Origin of the sequence: Rhodococcus sp. 11-3 (assembly GCF_023704055.1) — a bacterium.
GTDB classification, from domain to species: Bacteria; Actinomycetota; Actinomycetes; order Mycobacteriales; family Mycobacteriaceae; genus Rhodococcus; species Rhodococcus aetherivorans.
Window position 1 is genome coordinate 2,227,434 of record NZ_CP080406.1, and the last position, 20,667, is coordinate 2,248,100.

The 20,667-nt window shown below is 66.1% G+C and carries 13 protein-coding genes and 2 pseudogenes; 11 read left to right on the forward strand and 4 right to left on the reverse strand.

The genetic code is table 11. The annotated features are described in order from the left end of the window. From KZJ41_RS10720 to KZJ41_RS10735, 4 genes are read left to right on the forward strand one after another with little or no spacing between them, the layout of a single operon-like run. A complete protein-coding gene (locus tag KZJ41_RS10720; RefSeq protein WP_102799090.1) occupies nt 1-2,013 on the forward strand; it encodes a hypothetical protein in 2,013 nt (670 codons plus the stop codon). Next, nucleotides 2,010-4,775, forward strand: coding sequence for a hypothetical protein (locus tag KZJ41_RS10725; RefSeq protein ID WP_102799091.1), 2,766 nt, complete (start codon nt 2,010-2,012; stop codon nt 4,773-4,775). The genes KZJ41_RS10720 and KZJ41_RS10725 overlap by 4 nt, the downstream gene beginning before the upstream one ends. Before the next feature lie 46 nt (nt 4,776-4,821). Beyond that, the gene (locus KZJ41_RS10730) at nt 4,822-5,838 is read left to right on the forward strand and encodes a hypothetical protein (protein WP_102799092.1); all 1,017 of its coding nucleotides are present in this window, start codon (nt 4,822-4,824) and stop codon (nt 5,836-5,838) included. Further along, nucleotides 5,835-6,998 (forward strand): hypothetical protein, encoded by a 1,164-nt coding sequence (locus tag KZJ41_RS10735; RefSeq protein ID WP_102799093.1) that lies wholly within the window; start codon nt 5,835-5,837, stop codon nt 6,996-6,998. The genes KZJ41_RS10730 and KZJ41_RS10735 overlap by 4 nt, the downstream gene beginning before the upstream one ends. A gap of 114 nt (nt 6,999-7,112) precedes the next feature. Here KZJ41_RS10735 and KZJ41_RS10740 read toward each other — a convergent pair whose 3' ends face one another. Next, nucleotides 7,113-7,481 (reverse strand): hypothetical protein, encoded by a 369-nt coding sequence (locus KZJ41_RS10740; RefSeq protein WP_219727499.1) that lies wholly within the window; start codon nt 7,479-7,481, stop codon nt 7,113-7,115. Here KZJ41_RS10740 and KZJ41_RS10745 point away from each other — a divergent pair. After that, nucleotides 7,480-7,683 carry a PASTA domain-containing protein gene (locus KZJ41_RS10745; protein WP_251550743.1) on the forward strand — a complete coding sequence of 68 codons (204 nt, stop codon included), beginning with the start codon at nt 7,480-7,482 and terminating at the stop codon, nt 7,681-7,683. The two genes, KZJ41_RS10740 and KZJ41_RS10745, sit on opposite strands and share 2 nt — an antisense overlap. 196 nt (nt 7,684-7,879) lie before the next feature. Here the strand turns inward: KZJ41_RS10745 and KZJ41_RS10750 are convergent, their stop codons facing one another. Then, on the reverse strand, nt 7,880-9,493 hold the full coding sequence (locus tag KZJ41_RS10750; RefSeq protein WP_251550745.1) for a DUF2075 domain-containing protein: 1,614 nt from the start codon (nt 9,491-9,493) through the stop codon (nt 7,880-7,882). A gap of 99 nt (nt 9,494-9,592) precedes the next feature. On the opposite strand from KZJ41_RS10750, the pseudogene KZJ41_RS10755 reads away from it, so the two are divergent. Then, a pseudogene (locus KZJ41_RS10755) lies at nt 9,593-11,163 on the forward strand (IS1634 family transposase). Here the strand turns inward: KZJ41_RS10755 and KZJ41_RS10760 are convergent. Further along, nucleotides 11,156-11,491 (reverse strand): annotated as a pseudogene (locus KZJ41_RS10760) (ATP-binding protein); the annotation flags it as partial. The pseudogenes KZJ41_RS10755 and KZJ41_RS10760 sit on opposite strands and share 8 nt — an antisense overlap. 434 nt (nt 11,492-11,925) lie before the next feature. Continuing rightward, nucleotides 11,926-13,002, reverse strand: coding sequence for a DNA cytosine methyltransferase (locus KZJ41_RS10765; RefSeq protein ID WP_102800524.1), 1,077 nt, complete (start codon nt 13,000-13,002; stop codon nt 11,926-11,928). A 342-nt stretch (nt 13,003-13,344) separates the two neighbouring features. Between KZJ41_RS10765 and KZJ41_RS10770 the strand changes: the two genes are divergently transcribed. From KZJ41_RS10770 to KZJ41_RS10790, 5 genes are read left to right on the forward strand one after another with little or no spacing between them, the layout of a single operon-like run. After that, on the forward strand, nt 13,345-15,948 hold the full coding sequence (locus tag KZJ41_RS10770) for a Z1 domain-containing protein (RefSeq protein WP_102800523.1): 2,604 nt from the start codon (nt 13,345-13,347) through the stop codon (nt 15,946-15,948). Next, nucleotides 15,945-16,937, forward strand: coding sequence for a PD-(D/E)XK motif protein (locus KZJ41_RS10775; RefSeq protein WP_251550747.1), 993 nt, complete (start codon nt 15,945-15,947; stop codon nt 16,935-16,937). Before KZJ41_RS10770 ends, KZJ41_RS10775 begins: the two co-directional genes overlap by 4 nt. Beyond that, a complete protein-coding gene (locus KZJ41_RS10780) occupies nt 16,934-18,817 on the forward strand; it encodes a hypothetical protein (protein ID WP_146034372.1) in 1,884 nt (627 codons plus the stop codon). The genes KZJ41_RS10775 and KZJ41_RS10780 overlap by 4 nt, the downstream gene beginning before the upstream one ends. Next, nucleotides 18,814-19,707: a hypothetical protein gene (locus tag KZJ41_RS10785; protein WP_102800520.1), complete on the forward strand. Its 894-nt coding sequence runs from the start codon at nt 18,814-18,816 to the stop codon at nt 19,705-19,707. Before KZJ41_RS10780 ends, KZJ41_RS10785 begins: the two co-directional genes overlap by 4 nt. Beyond that, on the forward strand, nt 19,704-20,498 hold the full coding sequence (locus KZJ41_RS10790; protein WP_102800519.1) for a DUF6339 family protein: 795 nt from the start codon (nt 19,704-19,706) through the stop codon (nt 20,496-20,498). Before KZJ41_RS10785 ends, KZJ41_RS10790 begins: the two co-directional genes overlap by 4 nt. Nucleotides 20,499-20,667: the final 169 nt, after the last annotated feature.

The following is a 20,667-nucleotide window of genomic DNA, read 5'->3' on the forward strand; positions in this document are numbered from 1 at the left end:
ATGCCCGACGTTGTCTTCGAGGCTCTGCAGCTGTGGCGGCAACAGCAGATCGACGACGGCCGTCTTCGTCCCGGCCTGCTCAAGGACACGCATCTGCAGCAGATCATCCGGTCCGATCGGCGCACTGCCGAGGAGATCGAACCGATGCTGCCACGCCAGGCGAAACCACTGGTCGACGGAATCGTCCACGTGGTGACGTCGGCCCAGCCCGGTGAGTTCGTCACCGAGGCGTCGCCGACGGCGGAGGCGCCGGCGCCCGAACCGCCGGTTCCGCCGGCGCCGGTTCCCGGAAGCGAGCACCTGGTCGACCTGCGCACCGAGGACTTCTGCGAGTTCATGCACGGGGAGTCCGATCAGGAGGTCGGGGCGATCACCATCACGGCCGAACCGGGCGGCGGGCACCTGCTCGAATGGTCCCCGCTGCCGGATCGGTCCGGACAGACGGTGCTGTACCGCGTCGTCGCCGGTGAGACGCACCGTCCCTACAAGCCGGAGGCCGGGCGACTGGTCGGCGTCACCCGCGGAACCCTCCTCGTGGACACCGCAGCTCCGGCCGCCGCGGTGCGGCACCTCCAGGTGTGGGCGCACGCCGGACGCGACCAGCACGACGCGGTGCGGCGCCAGCCCGTGCTCATCGCCGAGGGACATGTCCTCAGTCCGGTCGCCGACTTCGTGGTCGTCGAAGACGACGGCGCCGTGATCGGACAGTGGTCGGTGTGGCCGGGGGTCACCCGCGTGCGGGTACTGCGCATCCCGCTCGACGGCCGAACCCCCGTGACCAACGACCCACGGCACCGCATCCTGGCCGACCAACCCAATCTCGGCGGATTCGTCGACCGCGACCCGCAGCGTGGGCATCGCTACCTCTACCGCGCGATCTGCGAGGTCGACGTCGACGGACACACCAGACTCTCCCCGGCAGCACAGGCGGAAGTCCTCGTGTCCGCGGTGCTCGAGCCCGTCACCGACCTGCACGTCGCCACCCACGGCGACAGCGACGACCTGCACTTCGACCTCGGCTGGACCCCACCGGACATCGGCACCGTGGTGATGTATCGAACGGAGACCGCGCCGCGGCCGGGCATCGACCGGACGCTGCTCGCGGCGGGCGCACTCGACGTCTCCGGTGGGCTGCCGACCTCCGCACGACTGGTCCATCCGGTGACCGTCGGAGGCGACGGCGAACACCGGATGAGCAACGTCTCCTGGCCGCGCGGCTGGGTGCGGGCCTACTTCACGCCCGTCACCGTCCTCGACGGAGACGTGCAGGTGGGGCGCACGGTCATCGCGACCAGGCCGCTGCCCGCGCCGCGAGAGGTGCGGATCGTCGAGCGCTGCACCGAGCAGGTGCTCACCTTCCCGTGGCCGGAGGGCGCAGCATCGGTGTCGGTGTACGTGAGCTCGCCCCAGGTTCCGGCCGAGCATGCGATCGAACAGCGCCCCTTCGCGGAGATCTCCCGAGCGGCGTACGAACGCGACGGCGGCCTGCACCTGTCGAACCCGCTGCCCGAGCAGGGATGCGCCGTCCACGTGGTCGCCGTCGCCTACACGGCCGGCGAGCGTATCGCGGGCATCCCCGCCACCGTCGACTACCCGGGTCTGTTGCGGATTCAGTACACGACCGAGACTCGCCGCACCGCCGGTGGTGTCGCGCTCGCCGTGCGGCTCGCCTCACAGGTCGAACTCCCGACGGCCCCACCGTTCGTCGTGGTGCACAACCAGACCCGGCTGCCGCTCAGTGCTCGGGACGGCCGGCCGCTGGAGGTCCGTGGGGACGGGCGAACCCAGCCCGGCGCCCGGAGCTTCCATCCGCGCGGCCTGCATCGCGAGTGGAGCCAGCCGTGGACCGTCGACGTGACGGACTTGACCGGGTACGTGCGGGTCTTCGCCGACGTGCGGCCCGAGCAGAGCCGTACCATCGCGCTGATCGATCCGCCGATCGAACACATCCGGCTCGATCTCATCGGCGATCACCTCATCGGTGACGACGTGCCGCGCGAAGACGCGCGATGACCGCTCGGAGGGACGAGACCGAATCGCCACGGTTCGGTCAACTCAGCTACACCTCGTTCGACCGTCCCGGCACCGGATCCGGCGGCGGCTGGCAGGTCAAGGAGATGGCCGGCGACCTCGACGCCGACGAACAGGCACTGCTCCGCGCGGGAGTCGTATCCCGATTCGAATCCCCGCAGCCGATGCCCCGATTTCCGACCGTCGAGGACATCGCCCGGCGCCCGCGGCGGCTCATGTACGCCCACATCCGTGACGCGGCCGGATGCTATTGGCACACTGTGCCCGCCGGCTCGGACGCCTCCGGCCGCCCCGGGAATGTCTTCGCCCACGCCGTGCTCGATCGCGGTGCGGAGCCCGGCGACGGGGTGCGTCCGATCGAGCGCTGGCGGTCCACGGACTGGCTGGTCCCGTACGGCGCCGACGAGGTCGCCGAGGCAGCCCTGCCGGCCACGGCACCCGGACCCGGCGGGATCGTCGATCGCGACGCCGCACTCGGATTCCTGCTCGATCCGGGAACCTGGCGGATCGGTGTCTTCAGCGTCCTCCTCGACGCGGTGGCGCGGTCCCTGCGCGGCGGCCCGGCGGTGGTGTTCGGATGCGAGGATCCCGACACCGCCGCACTCTGGATCGGGGCCGTCTCGCACTTCATGTCGCCGGGCACCGCCCGGCGCTTCGGATGGTCCACTTTCGACCGTCTGCACTCCGTCGACGACGCCGTGGCACGCGGCGCGAACCTGGTGACCGTTCCGCTTCCGGACCTGCCCGGAGACAGTCCCGGCTGCACCGTCTTCGGCGAGAACGAGACTCCCGAACTGGGGGAGCTCGACGGCGAGCCGCACTCCGTCGCGAACGGCGATCTCGTTCCGGTGACGCACTGGTCGGTGCTCGCGCAGACGGTTCTGCTCGACGTCGAGACCGCGCATCGAGCGCTCGCGCATCAGGACGCGATCGCGGCCGGTGTAGGTGATCGCGACCTGACCGAGGCGTGGCCGCTGGCGATGGCCGTCGTCACCGACCCCGGCCTGCACGACGCACTGGACGAGGCCGCCTCGGTCGTACTCGCGGAGTCCCCCATGGAGGCCGCCACCGCACCCGATCTCGCGCACGTGATCGTCGGAATTGTGGACGAGCGACTCGGTGCGACCACACAGCAGGCGGAGGAAACACTCGCCCGCTGGCAGGTTGACAATGCCGTCACGCCCGCGGTCCGGCAGCTCGCCGGCACCGTCTTCGCCTTCCGCGCGCTCGGTGACGGCCACTGGGTACGTCGGGCGAGACCCGAGCAATTCGCTGTCTTCGAGTCGTGCACGCGAACCGAGGACCTTCAGGCCGAGGCCGACGCGATACTCGGCGATCTGCGCTTGCGCGCACGAGGCGGCGGGAATCTGCGCGACGTCGCGTTCGACGCCCTCAAGACGATCGACCTGCTCGTGCGTGCCGACCTCCTCCGCGATCGCGGCGTCGACGTGGCCTTCGAGGTGCTCGAGCGGGCGGTGATCCCGACCCTGTGCGATCGGGTCGACGGAGCCGCGTTCGTCGCGGAACTCGGGCCGGTCTCTGCGTCGACGCGCGTGAGATTTCTGCAGCCCGCTCTGACCGCCCATCCCGTGTTCGCCGGGCGCCCGCTCGGCTCCCGGCTTGCACCTCCCGTACTCGAATGGCTCGTCGACGGACTGTTGGACGTACCAGACCTCGACGAGCTCGCCTCCGACCCGCAGCGCATCACCGAGCCCGAATGTGTGCTGATCGCCGACGGCGTCTTCGCCCTCACGGAACAAGAATTCGATCGAGCACGAATACGGAGCGAGCTGGTGCCGGTCGCGTTGTGGAGGGCACTCCACGAAGCGCGGGAGGGCGGCTGGGCGCCGAGCGATGTTCCGGCGCTGGTCGCCGGGCACGGCTGGACGGCGGAGCAATGGTGCCGACTCGTCGGCGCGTTTCCCGAGGCCGTTGCGCCCCGTTTCCTGCAGGACGTGGTCGTCCGCGAACCGTGGGGACCGGAGCTCGAGACGCTCGTCCGCCATCTGGCCGAGCCCGGCGCTCGCGAGGAAGCGTCGAGGTGGGCGGCCGATCCGTACCTGGACGACCTCGCGGTGTCGTGGGCGCTGATCCGGAACGAGGAGCGCTGGGCTGCGATCAGCGGACCGGCACTGCGCCGGGCACTCGACGTGCATGTGTTACCCGTCCTGGAGGACTACGCGGAAGGCTACGAAGCGGACCTTCCCACGGATCTGCTCGCCCGGCTCGCGATCTTCACTGTCGCGCTGCGGGGGCAGACCCCACCCCAATCGGGCCTCCCGGTGCCGGACCTTCCGGCCCGGCACCGGGAGGCGCTCGTCCGAGCGGTGGACGAGGACGCACGGTTCGTCGTCGATGCGCTGGCCTCCCTGGTGGAATCCGGTGCGCTCGACGCCTATTGGCTGATGGCACACGCGGTGTTCACGTCTCCGTCGGCGCCGCGGGTGCGGTCCGTGCTGGATCAGCGCGACGTTCTGGCACGGTTCGAGGTCGGATCGGGTGGTGTGCGGCGTTCCCTTCTGGACGAGGTGGCGTCGACGGTGATGAAACGGCCGGACTACCGCGGCCCGCTGGGGGTGCACGGTCTGATGGACGCGATCCGCGAGGAGCTACATCTGCGGGGACACCGCGACGTCGCCTACGCGTGCGACGTGTACGCCGGGTTCGTCCGGAGGTGGCTCGACGAGCGCCGAGCCGACGCGGATCGATCGTCGCCGGGCCGGGCGACGCCGAGGCGGGTGTGAGGACAGTGCAGATGTGCAGTGCGTGGACACGGGGAGGACAAGACTGATGCCCGGATATGTGCTCGACGGGGCAGGGGTGGTGGACCTGCCGCACCAGCCGCTGGCCGTGACGGTCGATGCGACCACCGTGACGGTTCAGGTGCAGGCGATGACGCCTGACGGCGCCCCGGAGGCGTCCGCGCTCTACCCGAAGCCCGGCTTCCTTGTACTGCCCCGAGTCGCCCAGGAGATCGTCGTGGCCGCGCGCCCCGGGGGCGGCGCAGTGGTGTTTCCCCAGGGAACCGTGCTGCAGGCAACCATCGGGGTGGACAGCAGCCGCAGCGCCGACCCGGATCGGGCCGAGCTGACACCGCTGGACGTGTCGGGTCTTCACCACGTCGAGCTTGCGACGATCGCCCCCGCGGGGGAGCGTCTCGCGGTCACGGCCCGCAAGACGGTGGTCGACGTCCCGCTCAGCGATCTCGGCGCCCGCGCGCGGTCCGCGGCACGCGGCGCCCTCGGCGTGGACCGGCTGCCCGAGGCGCGCCGGCTGCGCGTCGAGGTGGATATCGATACGACGATGTCGATGCTGCCGCTCATCGAGGACGGCAGTGTTCGCGCGGCGGTGGACGTGCTCACCGGCATCACGGCGGTGATCGGAATCCGAGAAGAATTGCAGGTCAATCTGATCGGCCGATCCTCCAGGTCGCTGCCCGTCGTCGAGCTGCGGCACGTCGCCGACCAGGTCCAGGCGCAACTGGACGCCGCGCCACTGGGAGTGGGGTTCCGCTCCGCGGAGATCGACCGGTCGAGTTACAACACCCCCACGCTGGTATTCACCGTGACCGACGCACTACCCGCCGATCACACCGGCACGGGTGTGCCGGGTGTGCGACGGCGGCCCGTGATCCTGTGTGCAGACACCTCGGCTGCGGCGGGCCTCGGCACCGCCGTGCCGCCCACCTGCGAAACGGCAGGCACGGATTCCGACTGGCTCTCCAGCCCGGAGAAATTGTTCGCAACGGTGACGTCGCTCGTGGCAGGACTGTCGGCGACACCGGAATCGGAAGGTGCGCGGCGATGACCAAATGCCCACGTTGTTTCACGGTGCTCCCGTCGGACCGTTACGCCTGGGCCCCGACCGCGCCGGACGAGATCGAGGTCGACGAGGTCGCGACGGTCTTCCACGGCAGCCCCGTGCGGTCTGGCAAGGTCGTCGAGCTCCAGCGGCCCTCGGGGTCCGGGGACGACTGGGCGCCGCCGGTGAGCGACGCCGAGGACAAGGCCAGCGGCCCGGTCGCCGAGGTGTGCCCGACGTGCCACTATCGGCTACCGACCGGGTGGCGCGGCGCCCACACCACCTGCATCGCGATGGCCGGCGCCCGCGCCACCGGCAAGACCGTGTACATCGCCGTTCTCGTCAAGACCCTGCAGTTGCTCGGCGAGCGGCTCAACTGCGTGGTCGAGCCCGCGACCTCCGAGACCGAACAGGCCTACCGCGAGCTCTACGAGAGGCCGCTGTACGAGGAACGCGGCATCCTCGAATCCACCCCCGCAGCCCACACGAGCAACCCGTACCAGCGGGAGCCGCTGATCTTCAGCCTCGGCCTGTGGAACGGCATTCGACAGTACCTGGTGCTGCGGGACGTGGCAGGGGAGGACCTCGAGAACCCGGACAACGCGCACGCCCCGCACCTGCGCTTCTTCGCGCAGGCCGACGGCGTCGTGTTCATGTTCGATCCGCTCAAGGTCGAATCCGTCCGGCAGCAGCTCCACGACCTGGTCCCGGCTCAGGAACGCGTCGGCGGCGACCCCCGCTCGGTGCTGCGGACCGTGTTGTCCATCATCGGCGACAGCACACCGAATCTTGCAATCGTCCTCTCCAAGTTCGACGCCCTGCAGGCCCTCGAGCATGTCGACGGCAGCGACTGGAGCGAGATCATGTCACAGCGCGGCGCCGCGTTCTCCCGTGACCCGAGCCTGCAGTACGCGCCCTACAACGAATCCGATGGCAGACTGGTGCATGAGGAAGTCCGCAGCCTCCTCGACAAACTCGAAGCCCGCTCGATGGTGATGGCCGTCGACCAGCCGCACACCGGTGCCTCACTGCACAGCCGGTTCTTCGCCGTGTCGGCGCTCGGAGAGTCACCGGTCGGGGACCGACTGCACCACAGCGGGATCTCCCCCTTCCGATGCCTCGATCCGGTGCGGTGGGTGCTGGCGCAGCGTGGGGTGTGGACTTGAGACCAGGAATCGGAGAGTCCTGCGCAGGGCCTGTAACGAAGGCAAGTGCGTGACCGATTCCCTTGTGTCCAAAGAACTTTCTATTCCTTGGGGGGAGCGCGGTAGTCACCGCGTCTACCGACCAGCGCTTTGAAGGAGACACTGCATGCTGAGTACCGCTTCGCGTCTGCGTAGGACAGGTCGGGTGGGTGCCGAGAGGCACTTGCGGAACGTCGGGGTGCTCCTGGCGACCGCCAGCGCCGTGACACTGCTGTCCGGATGTGGAGCCGAGGCGGAGTCGGAGCCATCGGCCGCCCCCACTGTCACGTCGACTTCGGCGAAGCCCGCCACGTCCTCCACTACTCGACCGGTCTTGCCGTCGTCGACGACCTCCACGCTTGCGCCTACATCGACCATTCCTCCGGCCCCGATTGCCGCTGCCACCAGCACCGTAGCGGCACAGCCGGTCGTGACGACGGTGCCCATGCCGCCGGTCGTCTGCATGAATCTCCAGGACGCACAGAACCTAATTCAGGAGCTCGGTGTGTTCTATTCGCGCAGCGTCGACGCCACCGGCCGGGGTCGAAATCAGGTGCTCGATTCGAACTGGATCGTGGTCGGGCAGTCCCCGAGCGTGGGAGAGCCGGTCGGTGAAGGGGATGCGGTGCTTTCGGTGGTCAAGATCGGTGAACCCAACCCCTGCTGATTCCGACTCGACCGAAGGATTGATCCTCGGCGAAGGATTCGAATACGCGTCAGCCCGTTCGCAAACCGCCCAGTTCGGATGGTCTTGCTTTGTACCCACTCGGCGGTCATGTCGGGCTTCGGACTTGACGATTCGAACGGGCCCCGGACGTCGGGCCGCGCTCGATGAACCATAGAGCGAGTTCTTCTCGAAACAATCAGGTGGGCTCGGAGATCAGGCTTCTCAACGCTTGACGGGTTGGCTCGTCAGTGGAGTAAAGGACGGTGCCGATCATTCCTCGTGTGAGTAGGACCTTGTATACATTTCGGACCAGACGATCGAATCGAAGATCGCTGATCTTCTTCGTGTTCTTGAAGTCAGGGTCCTTGTTTGCCTCGCGGACCGTCAGGAATCTCCCCTCCCGCCACACCAGGTCAGGACCGAGGATGACGCCATTCCAGTCGTATTCGAACCCCTGCGCGGTGTATACACAACCGACCTGCCCGAAACCCCCGTCCTCGGTGGCCCACAACGCGGCCGGCGGCGCCTCACCGGTGCGGCGTTCGCTCTTGCTGTTCCACGGCCGTGCCCACACGCCGATCTGCACATCCGGGACGAGACGGCCGTCCTTGTCGGGGTTGCTCCACGGCCAGCAGTACCCCGCGGTCATGCGTGCCGAGTATCCGCGGCCGCGCTGCTGCTCGAGCAGGAACTCGAGCTCCTCCGCGGAATCGGCCACGCGCACCGCGAACTGCGGATCCCCCGACCACCGGACCGGGCCACCCTCGACGAGACCGAGCAGACGCTTGACCCACAGCACATACTCCTCGCTGCCTCCACAGCGGAACTGTTCCCCGAGGTGCACGTGATGGGTTTCGAGGCCCAGGGTCGCGGCGTAGCGCTCGATCTGTTCGAGCGAGCCGAGTTCACCGGGCCGCACCACCTGGTGTTCGTCGAGCAGGAACACCGGGACGCGTGCCGCCGAGATGAGTTCGTCGATCTGCGGTCGATCGGTGCGCAGCTCGGCGCGGGTGTACCGATCGACGGAGGTCTCACGGATGCGATGGGCCTCGTCGAGGATCAGCACGTCGAGGCCGTTGCGTTCGGCCGAGATGAACTGGTTGAAGTACTTGAACATCTTCTGCACCCGCGGGGCGCGCGCCCCGGCGACCTTACGCAGGGTCTGGGTGAACGAACGGGACCCGGTGGCATGCAGGACGGTGCGGCCACGGCGGGCCAGCTCACCGAGCAGAGACAGTGCGATCACACTCTTGCCGCTACCGGGTCCCCCGGTGACGATGACAACGCGCTTGCGGTCCGCGGCACGAGAAATTTCGACCTCGTGCAGTACCAGGGCCACGGCCAACTGTTGGTTGCCGAGCAGATGGAACTGCGGCCGGTCGCGCACCTCGGCGGCGGCCACCTTCAGCAGCTGCTGCGACGGAGCCACCGCAGACCGCATGAGTGTGTCACCGGCGGTGTGCTCGGGGGCTGGGGCGAGCCGGGTGCGAAGAAATTCGAGCATGTCGCCGCGGTCGGCGACGGTGAACAACCGGCCGGTGATCCCGCCCGGATAGGCGCGCAGCTCCGCCACCGCGGACGGATCGGTGGCGTTGTGCAGATACGCGAGTCCCGCGAGGGCGTCGGGCTGATCTGCGACAGCGCGCGCGAAATCGCTCAGGTAGTCGCAGTAGCCCTTGACCTGCGCGATCGGGTGCAGTTTCGGGCCGCCCGGCATTCCCGCCACCTCGACGAGTTCGGGATCGTCCTCGAAGCGCCGTGCCGCCGACCATTGTTTCAGTTCAACGACGACGTACGACCTGAGTTGCACCAGGTGAGCCGGTTCTCGGGGTGGTCCCGCGTATCTGTGCAGGTAGAGGCGGTGCGTGTTCGGAAAATGGCACACTAACGGCTCGATAGACTCCGCCCTGTGGCCGCCTACATCCGCAAAGTCCGCACCGCCTCGGGAGCAACCGCGGTGCAGATCGCGGCCAAGCAAGGCCGCCGGGACAAGGTCCTCGAGCACCTCGGGTCCGCCCACACCGACAGTGAACTCGCCGCCCTGCTCGAGATCGCTCGAACAAAGCTGCTCGCCGGCCAGCAAGAGCTCGACCTCGGCCTCGGCGCCACCAGTGCAGCACCGACGATCACCGGGAAACGATCCCGCTGGCTGATCGAGTCCATCGCTGCTGCGTGGCGACACCTCGGCTTCGACGTGGTCGACAACGAAGCGTTCTTCCAGCTGGTCGTGGCCCGGCTCGTCGAGCCGACGTCGGTGGCGGACGCGGGCAGAGTGCTGCGCGAGATCGGGATCGCCCCGGCACACCGCAACACCTTCGTGCGGACCCTGCAGCGATGCACCGCCGACGGCTACCGCGACGACATCGCGCAACGCTGCTTCGCCCATGCCGCCACCGCAGGGGACCTGAACCTGCTGCTCTACGACGTGACCACCTTATACTTCGAAGCCGACAAGGAAGACGACCTGCGCAAGGTCGGGTACTCCAAGGAGCGCCGGGTCGATCCACAGATCGTCGTCGGGCTGCTCGTCGATCGCACCGGATTTCCGTTGGAGATCGGGTGTTTCGAAGGAAACCACGCTTCAGACCCGCACCATCGTGCCCATCGTGCGGCAGTTCCAGGCCCGCCACAGTATCGAGGGTGTGGAGATGGTCATCGCCGCCGACGCCGGGATGCTGTCGGCGACGAACCTGAAGGATCTCGATGCGGCCGGACTGAAGTTCATCGTCGGCTCGAGGGTGACGAAGGCGCCGGCGGATCTGGCCAGCCATTTTCACTGGAACGGGGACGTGTTCACCGACGGACAGATCATCTTTCGCCGTGACCCCACGGCACGCCAAGAGCACGGTCAACGACATCGGTCGCCGCGGCGAGCCGGTGTGGGAGCCGACCGACACGTCGGCGTGGCGGGCGATCTGGGCGTACTCGGCCCCGCGTGCCGTGCGGGACAACCAGACCCTGAACGCGCAGGAAGCCCGGGCCCGGGAGGTCGTCGACGGCACCCGCACCACCCGCACACCGAGGTTCGTCAAGACCACCACGAAGGGCAAATCCCTCGACAGCGACGCTCTGGCCCGGGCGCGGTCACTCATCGGGCTGAAGGACTACGTCACCAACCTGCCTGTCTCGCTGATGAATCCGCGGGAAGTGATGAAGAAGTACCACGATCTGTGGCACGTCGAGCAGTCGTTTCGGATGTCGAAGACGGATCTGCGGGCCCGTCCGATTTTCAGCCACACCCGGGAATCGATCGAGGCGCACCTGACCATCGTGTTCACCGCATTGGCGATCTCACGGTATCTGCAGGATGCGACCGGGATGTCGATCAGGAAGATCGTGCGGACCCTACGACCTCTGCAGGAAGTCACCGTCACGATCGCCGGCCACGAGCACACCGCCTTCGATCCGCTCACCGACGACGCCGTGCACATCCTCGACTCCCTCGGCATCGCGAATCCCCGCCCGGGGTTGGCACACTAATCTGGTGCAACTCGGGCGCCGACCATTGTTTCAGTTCAACGACGACGTACGAGACCGCTCCGGTGACAGGATGCGCACCGGCGAGCACGACGTCGGCACGCTGCGAAGTGAGCGGGAGATGGTACTCGACCAGCATCTCGACATCGCCAAGGCCGGCATCGACCAGATCCTGCGCGAGAACCGGCAGGCTTCGGCTCCACGACTTCTGCTCGGCCTCACTTGGGCGGCGGCCGGTGTGAAACAACATCTGCTCCAACAACTGCTCCGCCACTGAATCGGGTCGATCGAGATCGACGATCCGGCGGGCAGATGTACGAAGCAACGTCACGGTCAGGTCCCCTGGGCAGCACGAATTCAGTCGTGCGGGTGGGGGCATGTCCGTAGCTGCTCATCGCAGCGGAAGTCCGTCGGGCCGCAGTGGAAGGTTAGCGGAGGGGCAGGCTCCGTTGGCACCCGGCAGGGTGCGTGTGTACGACCCGAATTAGCTCATGTTTTCGGGATGAATGGTTGCCTACGCCTGTGACCTGCTGATTCTCGTCGAGATCGGTCTGATTTCACGCACTAACGAAATGAGCCAACGTGGGAAATCGACAGGTTGAACACCGTCACAATTGGGCCCCGATCGATGAGTAGGGCGCCGCCATGCGAGTGAGCGCCGGCTCAATGTTAGGGGCAGTGCTATTCTCGCGCGCTAATATGTAGATGGTCGCCGTTCACGCGGACTCGTCGATCGGACTGGTTCCTATACCCAAGATGTCGGGGCTATCCCTGGCGCACTGCTCGAGCAATTATCTTCCCGATGGCGCATCCTAAGGGAATCGGGACAGCGTTGCCGATTTGCCTCGCGATCGCGGTCTTGGATCCCACCCATTGATGATCCTCGGGAAATCCTTGTATGCGGGCTGCCTCGTAATGTGTAATTGCCCGGTTCTCGGAAGGATGTATATATCGACCCTTTTCCGGCTTGAAGAACTCTGTCCGAATTGTGACCGACGGTCGATCCCAGTGTAAGCGTCCCATTACATCGGCCGACCCAGACTTGTGATTGCGCCAGCAGTTGGAGAGCAAATGATCTGGGATGTCGAATCGATTTCCGCCTGGAGGAATCCAGCCGAACCGCTCCAGCGAAACTCTCTCATATCGTCTGGTGAGATGCAATTCAGACGATTTGAATGCGCCGGGAAGTGTTTTGCCCCCGAACTCGATGTAAGAATCGGGAAGTTCTGTTTCGGTAACCGTTTGTGCGACACCATCGAGAACCTCACGCACAGTAACATGCGTGTCGATGTGCGTGGGCTCGGGCATGCCAGGGGAGGGTAGGTCTCGATGCCACCCGACGACAATGGTTCGTTTGCGTACTTGAGCGGCTCCAAAATGAGCGGAATTCAAGACAAACGCGTTGAAATCGTAGTCCTCAAGCTTTCCCCCAGGTTCAGTACTTCGGCGGAACAATTCAAACTCTGGCGAATGCAGGAATTGGGGGACGTTTTCCATTATGAAGTAGCGCGGTGTCGCGCGGCGGACTGTCTCGGCATACTGCGACCAGAGCGTATTTCGTGCATCCGCCGCGTCCTGCCGTCCCAGTGAGGAGAACCCCTGACACGGTGGACCGCCAGCGACCACATCAACGTCGGGAACATCCTCGTCAACCAGCCAGTCCTCGATCTTGCCGGCATAGACGTGGGTCCGAAATGTAGTGGCGAAAGTCGCTGCCGCCGCGACGTCCATCTCAACTGCCAGGATTGGCTTGAAGCGCTTGTCTGCAGCATGCAGACCTACGGAAAGCCCTCCGGCACCTGCAAAGAGATCGAGGGTGCGGATGACTGAAGCTCGCGGCATGGGCACACCATAGCCTGCGGTTCAGACAGCAATCGAACAGTACCCGATGCGCTTCGGCACGATCCTTCCGGAGACACCTGAGATCCGACAATGACGGTAGGCGGGAGCCCCCGCTAGTCCACCGTGGATCGTCGTCTCCCTCCCCACGTCATCGGAGGCCTCACGCTGATCGCTCGTTGGAGGTGACACTGTTCGGCCTGGAACGGCTGCCAATCGACGACATCTCGCCGCCGTTCGATGGAGGATCGGACAAGGCCGGGATCGAGCCCTATATCCTCTCCTTCGATGCGGCCACGGAGGTCGGTGTCGATCATGAACAGGCGCATGTCCTTAAGGGGGCGAATGACAACCGACGAGATTTCAGACGAGCAGGTGGAGCAGCTGTACGAGGTGTTCCTCAAGTTCACCGAGTCGATGACTCCTCACGATGCCGTGAAGAATCTGCGGTTGTTCGGAGCGGACGAATCGGTGATCAAGCTGGTGCGTGAGAAGCATGACGCCGAGAGCCTTCGGATTCGTGAACTCGATGAGCCGCCGTCAGTGTTCCTCCACGGACGGCCCACCTGGTACACGGGTCCGGACATGGACAAGGACAAGAACTGGCCTGCCCTTCTGGGGTCCATGCGGAAGAAGGACTTCGGGGAGGAGAACATCCGGTCGGTCGACGAGTCCTCGACGAAGATCGTCGCCTTGCTCGACCACCCAAAGCAGGACGAGTTTCGGACTCGTGGGCTCGTTGTCGGCTTCGTCCAGTCCGGCAAGACCACCAACTTCACCGCCGTGATGGCGAAGGCCGCCGACCGCGGCTACAAGCTGTTTATCGTGCTGTCGGGCATCCATAATGCGTTGCGCCGACAGACCCAGATTCGGCTCGTCAAGGACCTGGTCGACTCAAACCCGGGGCAATGGCACCAGGTCACCAGCGAGACCCAGGACTTCGTCCCGCCGCCGAACCCGAAGGCCTTCTTCGCGGCCAAAGGGCAGTGCCTGCTGCTAGTGGTGAAGAAGAACCCCGTCGTTCTCCGCAAGCTCAGCAAGTGGCTCGGCTCGGCAGGTGAGTATCTCGAGAAGTGCCCGACGCTGATCATCGACGACGAGGCCGACCAGTCTACGGTCGCCACCCCGAAGATCAACCCGCTGCTCTTCGACGTGCTGAACAAGTTTCCGCAGGTCGGGTATGTCGGATACACGGCGACGCCGTTCGCGAATCTCCTGATCGACCCGTCGGTCGAGGAGGATTTCTACCCCCGCGATTTCATCGTCAACCTGCCCCAGCCCAACGGGTACCACGGTACCGAGGTGCTCTTCGGGCGTGATCTTCTCGCCGGTGAGGATCCTGAGGACCTCCCCGGTGGCTGGGACATGATCCGGGAGGTCCCTGAGGACGAAGTCGACGATCTCAAACCAAAGAACAAAAAGGAAGCGGCCGATTTCGAACCGGCGATCACCCACTCCCTCCGTGCTGCGGTGGAGTGGTTCTGGCTGGCCACCGCCGCTCGTAGAGTTCGCGGCGGCGGCAACCCGCATTCGACGATGCTCGTGCACACGACCACCGAAACGCGCGTGCACGAGGCGTTCAAGGAGCCTCTGCTGCATCTACGTGCTCGGACACTGGAGCGGTTGGACGCCAGCGACATAGTGTACGTGGAGCGTCTGCGTGCGACGTGGGATCGGGAGACCGCTCGGGTTTCGGCGAGCGACTTCGGGGAAGAAGGGGTGCCGTTCGAGCAGGTGCTCGGCGAGCTCCGAAACGTTGTCCGAGACACCCGCGTGATCATCGACAACTACCGCAGCAAGGACCGCCTGAACTATGAAGCTGGCCCGGTGACGGCAATCGCCGTCGGCGGCAGCACCCTCTCCCGCGGTCTCACCCTCGAGGGCCTGGTCTCGAGCTTGTTCGTCCGCGCAGTGTCTGCCTACGACACATTGCTGCAGATGGGTAGGTGGTTCGGGTATCGGAACCACTACGCGGATCTGCCTCGGATTTGGATGACCGACGAGCTCGCCGGGTGGTTCAGACACCTCGCAACGGTCGAGGCGGACATGCGGCAGGACATCAACCGCTACATGACGTCCAACGAGACCCCTCTGACCTTCGCCGTCCGTCTTCGGTCGCACCCCAAGTTGAGCATCACATCTAAGGCGAAGATGACGAGCGCGGTTCTCGCACACGCCGCGTATGGCGGACAGCTCGTGGAGGCGCGGTTCTTCGACGTCTCCGCCGCAGGGCGTGAGTGGCTGGCCGGTAACGCGGCGGCCGCCCGGGCCCTCGTGGCGGCCGCTGCTAAAGACGGCGTCCGCCATGAGCATGTCCGGAAGCAGACGGCGCTTTTCACCGACGTTCCTTACGACGACGTCATCGACTTCCTTAGAGCCTACGAATTCCACCAGGAGTCGTCGGACGGCGACCGCGACCGCCTCGTCAGCTACATCACCAAGCGGGTCCGGGCAGGAGCCCTGCTGCGCTGGAGCGTCGCTGTGATCGGGAACGGCCGGGACGAGACCGAGCCTCGGGACATGGGTGGGGGAGTGTGCGTGCGGATGGTCAAGCGCGCCCGACTGGGGCAGAAGGACCAGGTCCTCGGTGATGTCGCAGATATCAAGACCTTGAGCAGCCGGCGGGACGAGACCATTGATCTCCTCCTCGACGGACCGGTACCGGCGACGCACAAGGAGATCCTCGAGCTGCGGCAGAAGCAACGTCCCGATCAGGGCCTCTTGCTGATCTATCCGATCGAACCCGAGTCCGACACCGGGGACAAGGTCGGCCGTCGACCCCTTGCCGCGCCGACCGACGACGTCGTGGTGGGGGTCACCATCGTGTTCCCCGAGCCCCGCCCGGGAAGCATGGATTCCGACGTCGAGTATTTCAGCGCCGATTTGTCCAATGTCGCGGTCGAAGTGGAAGACGACTCCGTTCTTGAGCAGGACGACGAATCCTTATGACGGTCAACGGTGGACAGCTCCAGCACCTCTGGACCGCCGTGGCCGCACAGCCGGCGACGAAGGCGTTCCGGACAGCCGAGGTCGGCGTCAACTCCGTCCGCGGTCCATTGCTCGCCGCGGTTGACCGCTCGGGCCGGCGCGCGCTGCTCATTCCGATCCTGGCGAAACAGACCCTGCAAGAGGATCTCGACGGTCAGGCGGTTGTCCTGCGCAGGCGCGCGTTGGAGGACGAGCAGAGTTACCGCACGTACGCGTGCCTGGAGCTGGTCGACGCAGATCAGGCAGATCTGTTCACCGCGTTGTGTGTCGAGATAATCGAGCGGGTCGCCGCGCACCCGGACAAGGCCGTGGCCGGGCTCCGGAAGGCGCTTTCCGACTGGAAAGCTCTCCTCGCCGGTGCACGCGAGACGCTGTCGCCGTCCGTCTTGGCCGGGCTGTTCGGTGAGCTGTACGTGCTACGCGAAATGCTTGGGCAGGATCCGGGCGCTGTCGCGTTCTGGACCGGCCCGGAGCGGATGGCACAGGACTTTCACCTCAGGGTCGACGCCGTCGAGGTCAAGACCACGATGGCCGCGGAGGGGCGTCGGGTGCAGATCAACGGCGCCACGCAACTCGATCTCGCGACGCCAGGACGGCTGATCCTCAGATGGTTCCGACTCGGGACGGGGCAGGGCATCTCGGTGCCCGCACTCGTCGACGAGATCATGGAACTGTCGGACGACCCGCCCGCATTCGGGAAGCTCCTGCAGGAGTATGGCTATCGCGAAGCCGAGAGCGAGATCTACGCGCGGCAGTTGTTCGAGGTCCTCGAGCACCGTGCCTACGAGGTCGGACCGGCCTTCCCCCGGGTCGTCGCGACCAGCTTCGTAGGGCACGCGGTGCCTGCTGGCGTCGAAGATATCGTCTATGTCGTCGATCTGGACTGCGCCTCTGCGGCCGCGGTCCGCCTCGACGACGAGGAGCTTGCGCAGTTCATGAGGCAGTCGTGACGACACCGCAGTGGTGGTCTCAGCCCTTCCCTCCGACCGGCGCGATTGCGTCGGAGGGCATCCGTAATCAGCTCGGCCGCCCCCCTGTGGACCCGTTGACAGTGTTTGTCCGGGAGACCGCGCAAAACTCCTGGGATGCCCGGCTGCCGGGAGTGCCGACGACCTACCGGCTTGAGTTGACGACCGTTTCGCCGACCCACCGGCCCGCGTGGGAGCGGCTGCTGACCCCGTCTCCACAAACCCAGCCTTTCCTTCGGGTCCGTCAGGCCCTGCGGACCCCGAACCTCAGGCTACTGTCGGTAGTGGACCGGGGCACCAAAGGCCTCGGCGGGCCGACGCGCGCGGACGAGCTCGCGCGAGACCGTCGGGACTGGGTCTCATTCGTGCTCAATGTCGGCGAAAAGCGGGACACCGTCCAGGGCGGTGGCACGTACGGCTACGGCAAGGCCGTGCTCTATCGGCTCTCACAGGTCGGGACCATTCTGGTGTACACCCGGACCGAGATTGCCGGCGTCGGGCTGACCTCTCGACTCATCGGCATCGCTCTCGGCGACTCGTACGACAGCCGCGAGCGCGCCGACGCGCAGGCCCGCCCGTACACTGGGCGCCACTGGTGGGGCGACGTCCAGGGCGAGCACGTCGAGCCGCTGGTCGGCAACCAAGCGGACAGCATCGCGCGGATGCTCGGACTGCGTCCGTTCGCCGAGCACGAGTCGGGCACCACCTTGATCGTCCTCGATCCTGATCTTGAGGATTTCGACGACATCGAGTCGGCGGCGCAACACCTTGCCGACACCATCGCCTGGCAGCTGTGGCCGATCATGCTCCCGGAGCGGGGTGACCGGCGCTTGGTCCCGGAGGTCGTCGCGGGCGGTCGGACGTACGCCGTTCCCGATCCGGCGAAGACCTATCCGCTGCGGATGTTCGTCTCCGCCTATCGCCGTCTGGCATCCGATCGGGGGATGGCATTGGAATGCAAGAGCCCTCGCAAGTTGTTGGGCCGTTTCGCAATCGACAAGGCCGTGGTAGTTCCGCTGTCTCCCGATTCGGTGCCGTTGGCCGCCAGCTACGCGGGCGTGGACGGGGATCCGCATCATGTCTGTCTGATGCGCTCGCCCGAGCTGGTAGTTCAGTACTACAAGGGGCCCGAACCCAGTTCGGTGAACAAAGCATACGCGGGCGTCTTTCGAGCCGACGACGACCTCGATGAAACCTATGCAGCTGCCGAACCACCGACCCACGACCAGTGGGTGCATGAGCAACTCACCGGCCACTCCAAGACTTTCGTGAAGGTCACCTTCACCAGGATCAGAGAACAACTGTCAGCGTTTCGAACTTCGGTGACGACCACCACTGCGTCCACGAGTGGAGTCGCATTAGGTGCCGCGAGCAACTTTCTTGGTGGACTCGTCGCGGCAGCGTTCGCGACTGAATCCGACGGGTCGGATGCCGGCGGTGACGGTGACGCTGTCATGGGCAGCGGCCGTGGTGTCGCCGGGGGTGTCTCCGGCGCCGGTCGAGCGGGTCGATCCTCGCCGAATCCGCGGGATCGAGTTCGCGTCGGCGCCGTCGGCGAGCCCCGCGTCGAGGAACGCGACGGTGATGTCGTCGTTGTCCAGCGGTTCGCGGTGACCGGACCGGCCCCTGTTCGCCTCAATGCTCGTCTAGCCGTGGCCACCTGGGAGGGCCGTGAGGGAGAGGCACCGGCCGGCGCAGCCGTACCCACGGTTCGCTGCTGGGTGACGCCCGCGGGTGTGGAGCAGACCGAGGCGTGCATGGTGGATAGCCCGTGCGAGGTCGACCTTGTCGTCGATCCCGTGCCGGACACCGTGACCGACATCGCGGTCGTCGGCTCCACCGTCGGAGAGGATGCCGCATGAGTCGGGCGTTTCCGTTCACTCGTCCACCGGCGGACGTCGTCGTGGCAGGACCGTGGTCCCGCGCAGCAGCCGACGGTACCGAAGAGCTTCCGCGGGAACTGCCCGACTGGGACTACGACACCGTCCTCTCGATCCGCCGGCCGGTGCAGGTCGACGGCCTGCGCGCACGTCGGCTCAGTGGACTCGTCGACGATGCCGACCTTGACCTCACCGTCCGCTGGGCGGCATCGAGCTCCGCGCTGCGAGGGCGGGCGTGGCGTGCCAGGGTGCCGGCGCGCGACGGGATCGAGTTGAACATCGAGTTCGACCTCGACGGTGATGAACTCGGCGGCATCCTCGAGCTCGACACCGTCCTCACGTTGCGCCGGTCCACCGACGGCGCCTCCGCGGCCGCGGCCCGCCGCCCGGGTAGTGTGCTGTGGAACGACAAGTTCTCGACCCGGTTGCAGGGTGACGCAGTCCTGTTCCCGCTCGCGATCGTCGACTTCCACGACCTGCCCTACCCGACCAGAGCCAGCTGGTACCTTGAGGTCGGTGAGGATCTTGAGGCCGCCGCACTCGGGTCCATCCTCCTGCTCACCAACGAGCGGCGGGAGATCGTAGTCAACGCCCTCGCCGGTGCGGGCTCGCCCACCGATGCCGATCGGAGGGTCCTCTCCACCCTACGCACCGATGTCCAACGAACCCTCATCGAGCGAGCGCTGACGCACGAAGATTTCGCCGACGACGTCGACTACCCGACAGGATCGTTGGGTGCCCTACTCGCGGCCGTGCTCCGTATGACCTTCCCGGCGTTCACCTTAGAGGCGCTGCGGCGCGAGCGACTGTCTGAGCCTGCGCTGTTCACGAGCCGCATCCAGGACGCTACGAATCTCTTGGCGGCGCCGTGACCAGTGTGCTCTACCCGCGTCTCCTCGACCGAGCCGCCCGCGAACTGCACCAGCAGTACACGCACGCGACCCTCGAGCAGCTGCACGATCGTGCCGCGTTCGCTCATCGGTCCGCGGTGTTCGCGGCGACGGGTGGACGTCGGGTCACCGAGGACGAACTCCACGATCTCAGAGATCGAATCGTCAAGGCGGCGGAAAACGCTGGCTTCCCGGAGGAGGGTCGGCGTGCGGACCGTGCGAGCTTCGACCTGGAAGTCGCCCAGCTCCTCCACGAGCGATCCGGGTTGGTGGCAGCCGAAGCGTCCGTCCGCTCGATCTGGGCATTCCTCGCCCTCGTGCTTCTCCCGGACGTCTCCTATTGGCGCTACCCCAGCCCTCCGGCAGACCGAGTCATCGGCACGGACATCACGCGCCACGTCTGGGGACGCCTGTGGTGGCGCGCGCACCTCCTCGTCCTGCCTCAACAGGTGGAGCGCTATCGACTCCTCGACGCATTTGGCGAGGCGGCATTCGACCAGATCTTCGCTCGGCGCAAGTCCTTGGGCGGCAGCCGTGCACTTGTGCGGGCGCTCGCCGAGACCTGGCCCAGCATCGAACGCAGTGGTGTGAACGACCGCCAGCTCCTGCGTGACGTGCTCAAGCGACTCCTCCGAACGAGCGGAGTCGTAGAGTTCGAAGCCCTGGATGAAGACGAGCTTCGGCGACAGGTTGCCGAAGCAGCGGCCGAAACGGTGGCCGTCCTCGCCGAGGACACTCCACCGTCGGGGCGGCAGCATGCCCGGTACGGTTAGGTGTTCCTGGCCAGGATGCCTGGCACCAAATGCGTTGGTTCTAAGAGGGAACCGCTGCGCGGATAGGAAAATCTGCATCTTGGTGTTGGGAGGAACTGCTGGAGCGATGTACCCTGTGCCGAAGCCGTACCCGAGGAGTTCCGTGACGAGGCCGTGCGTGTGGTGCGCA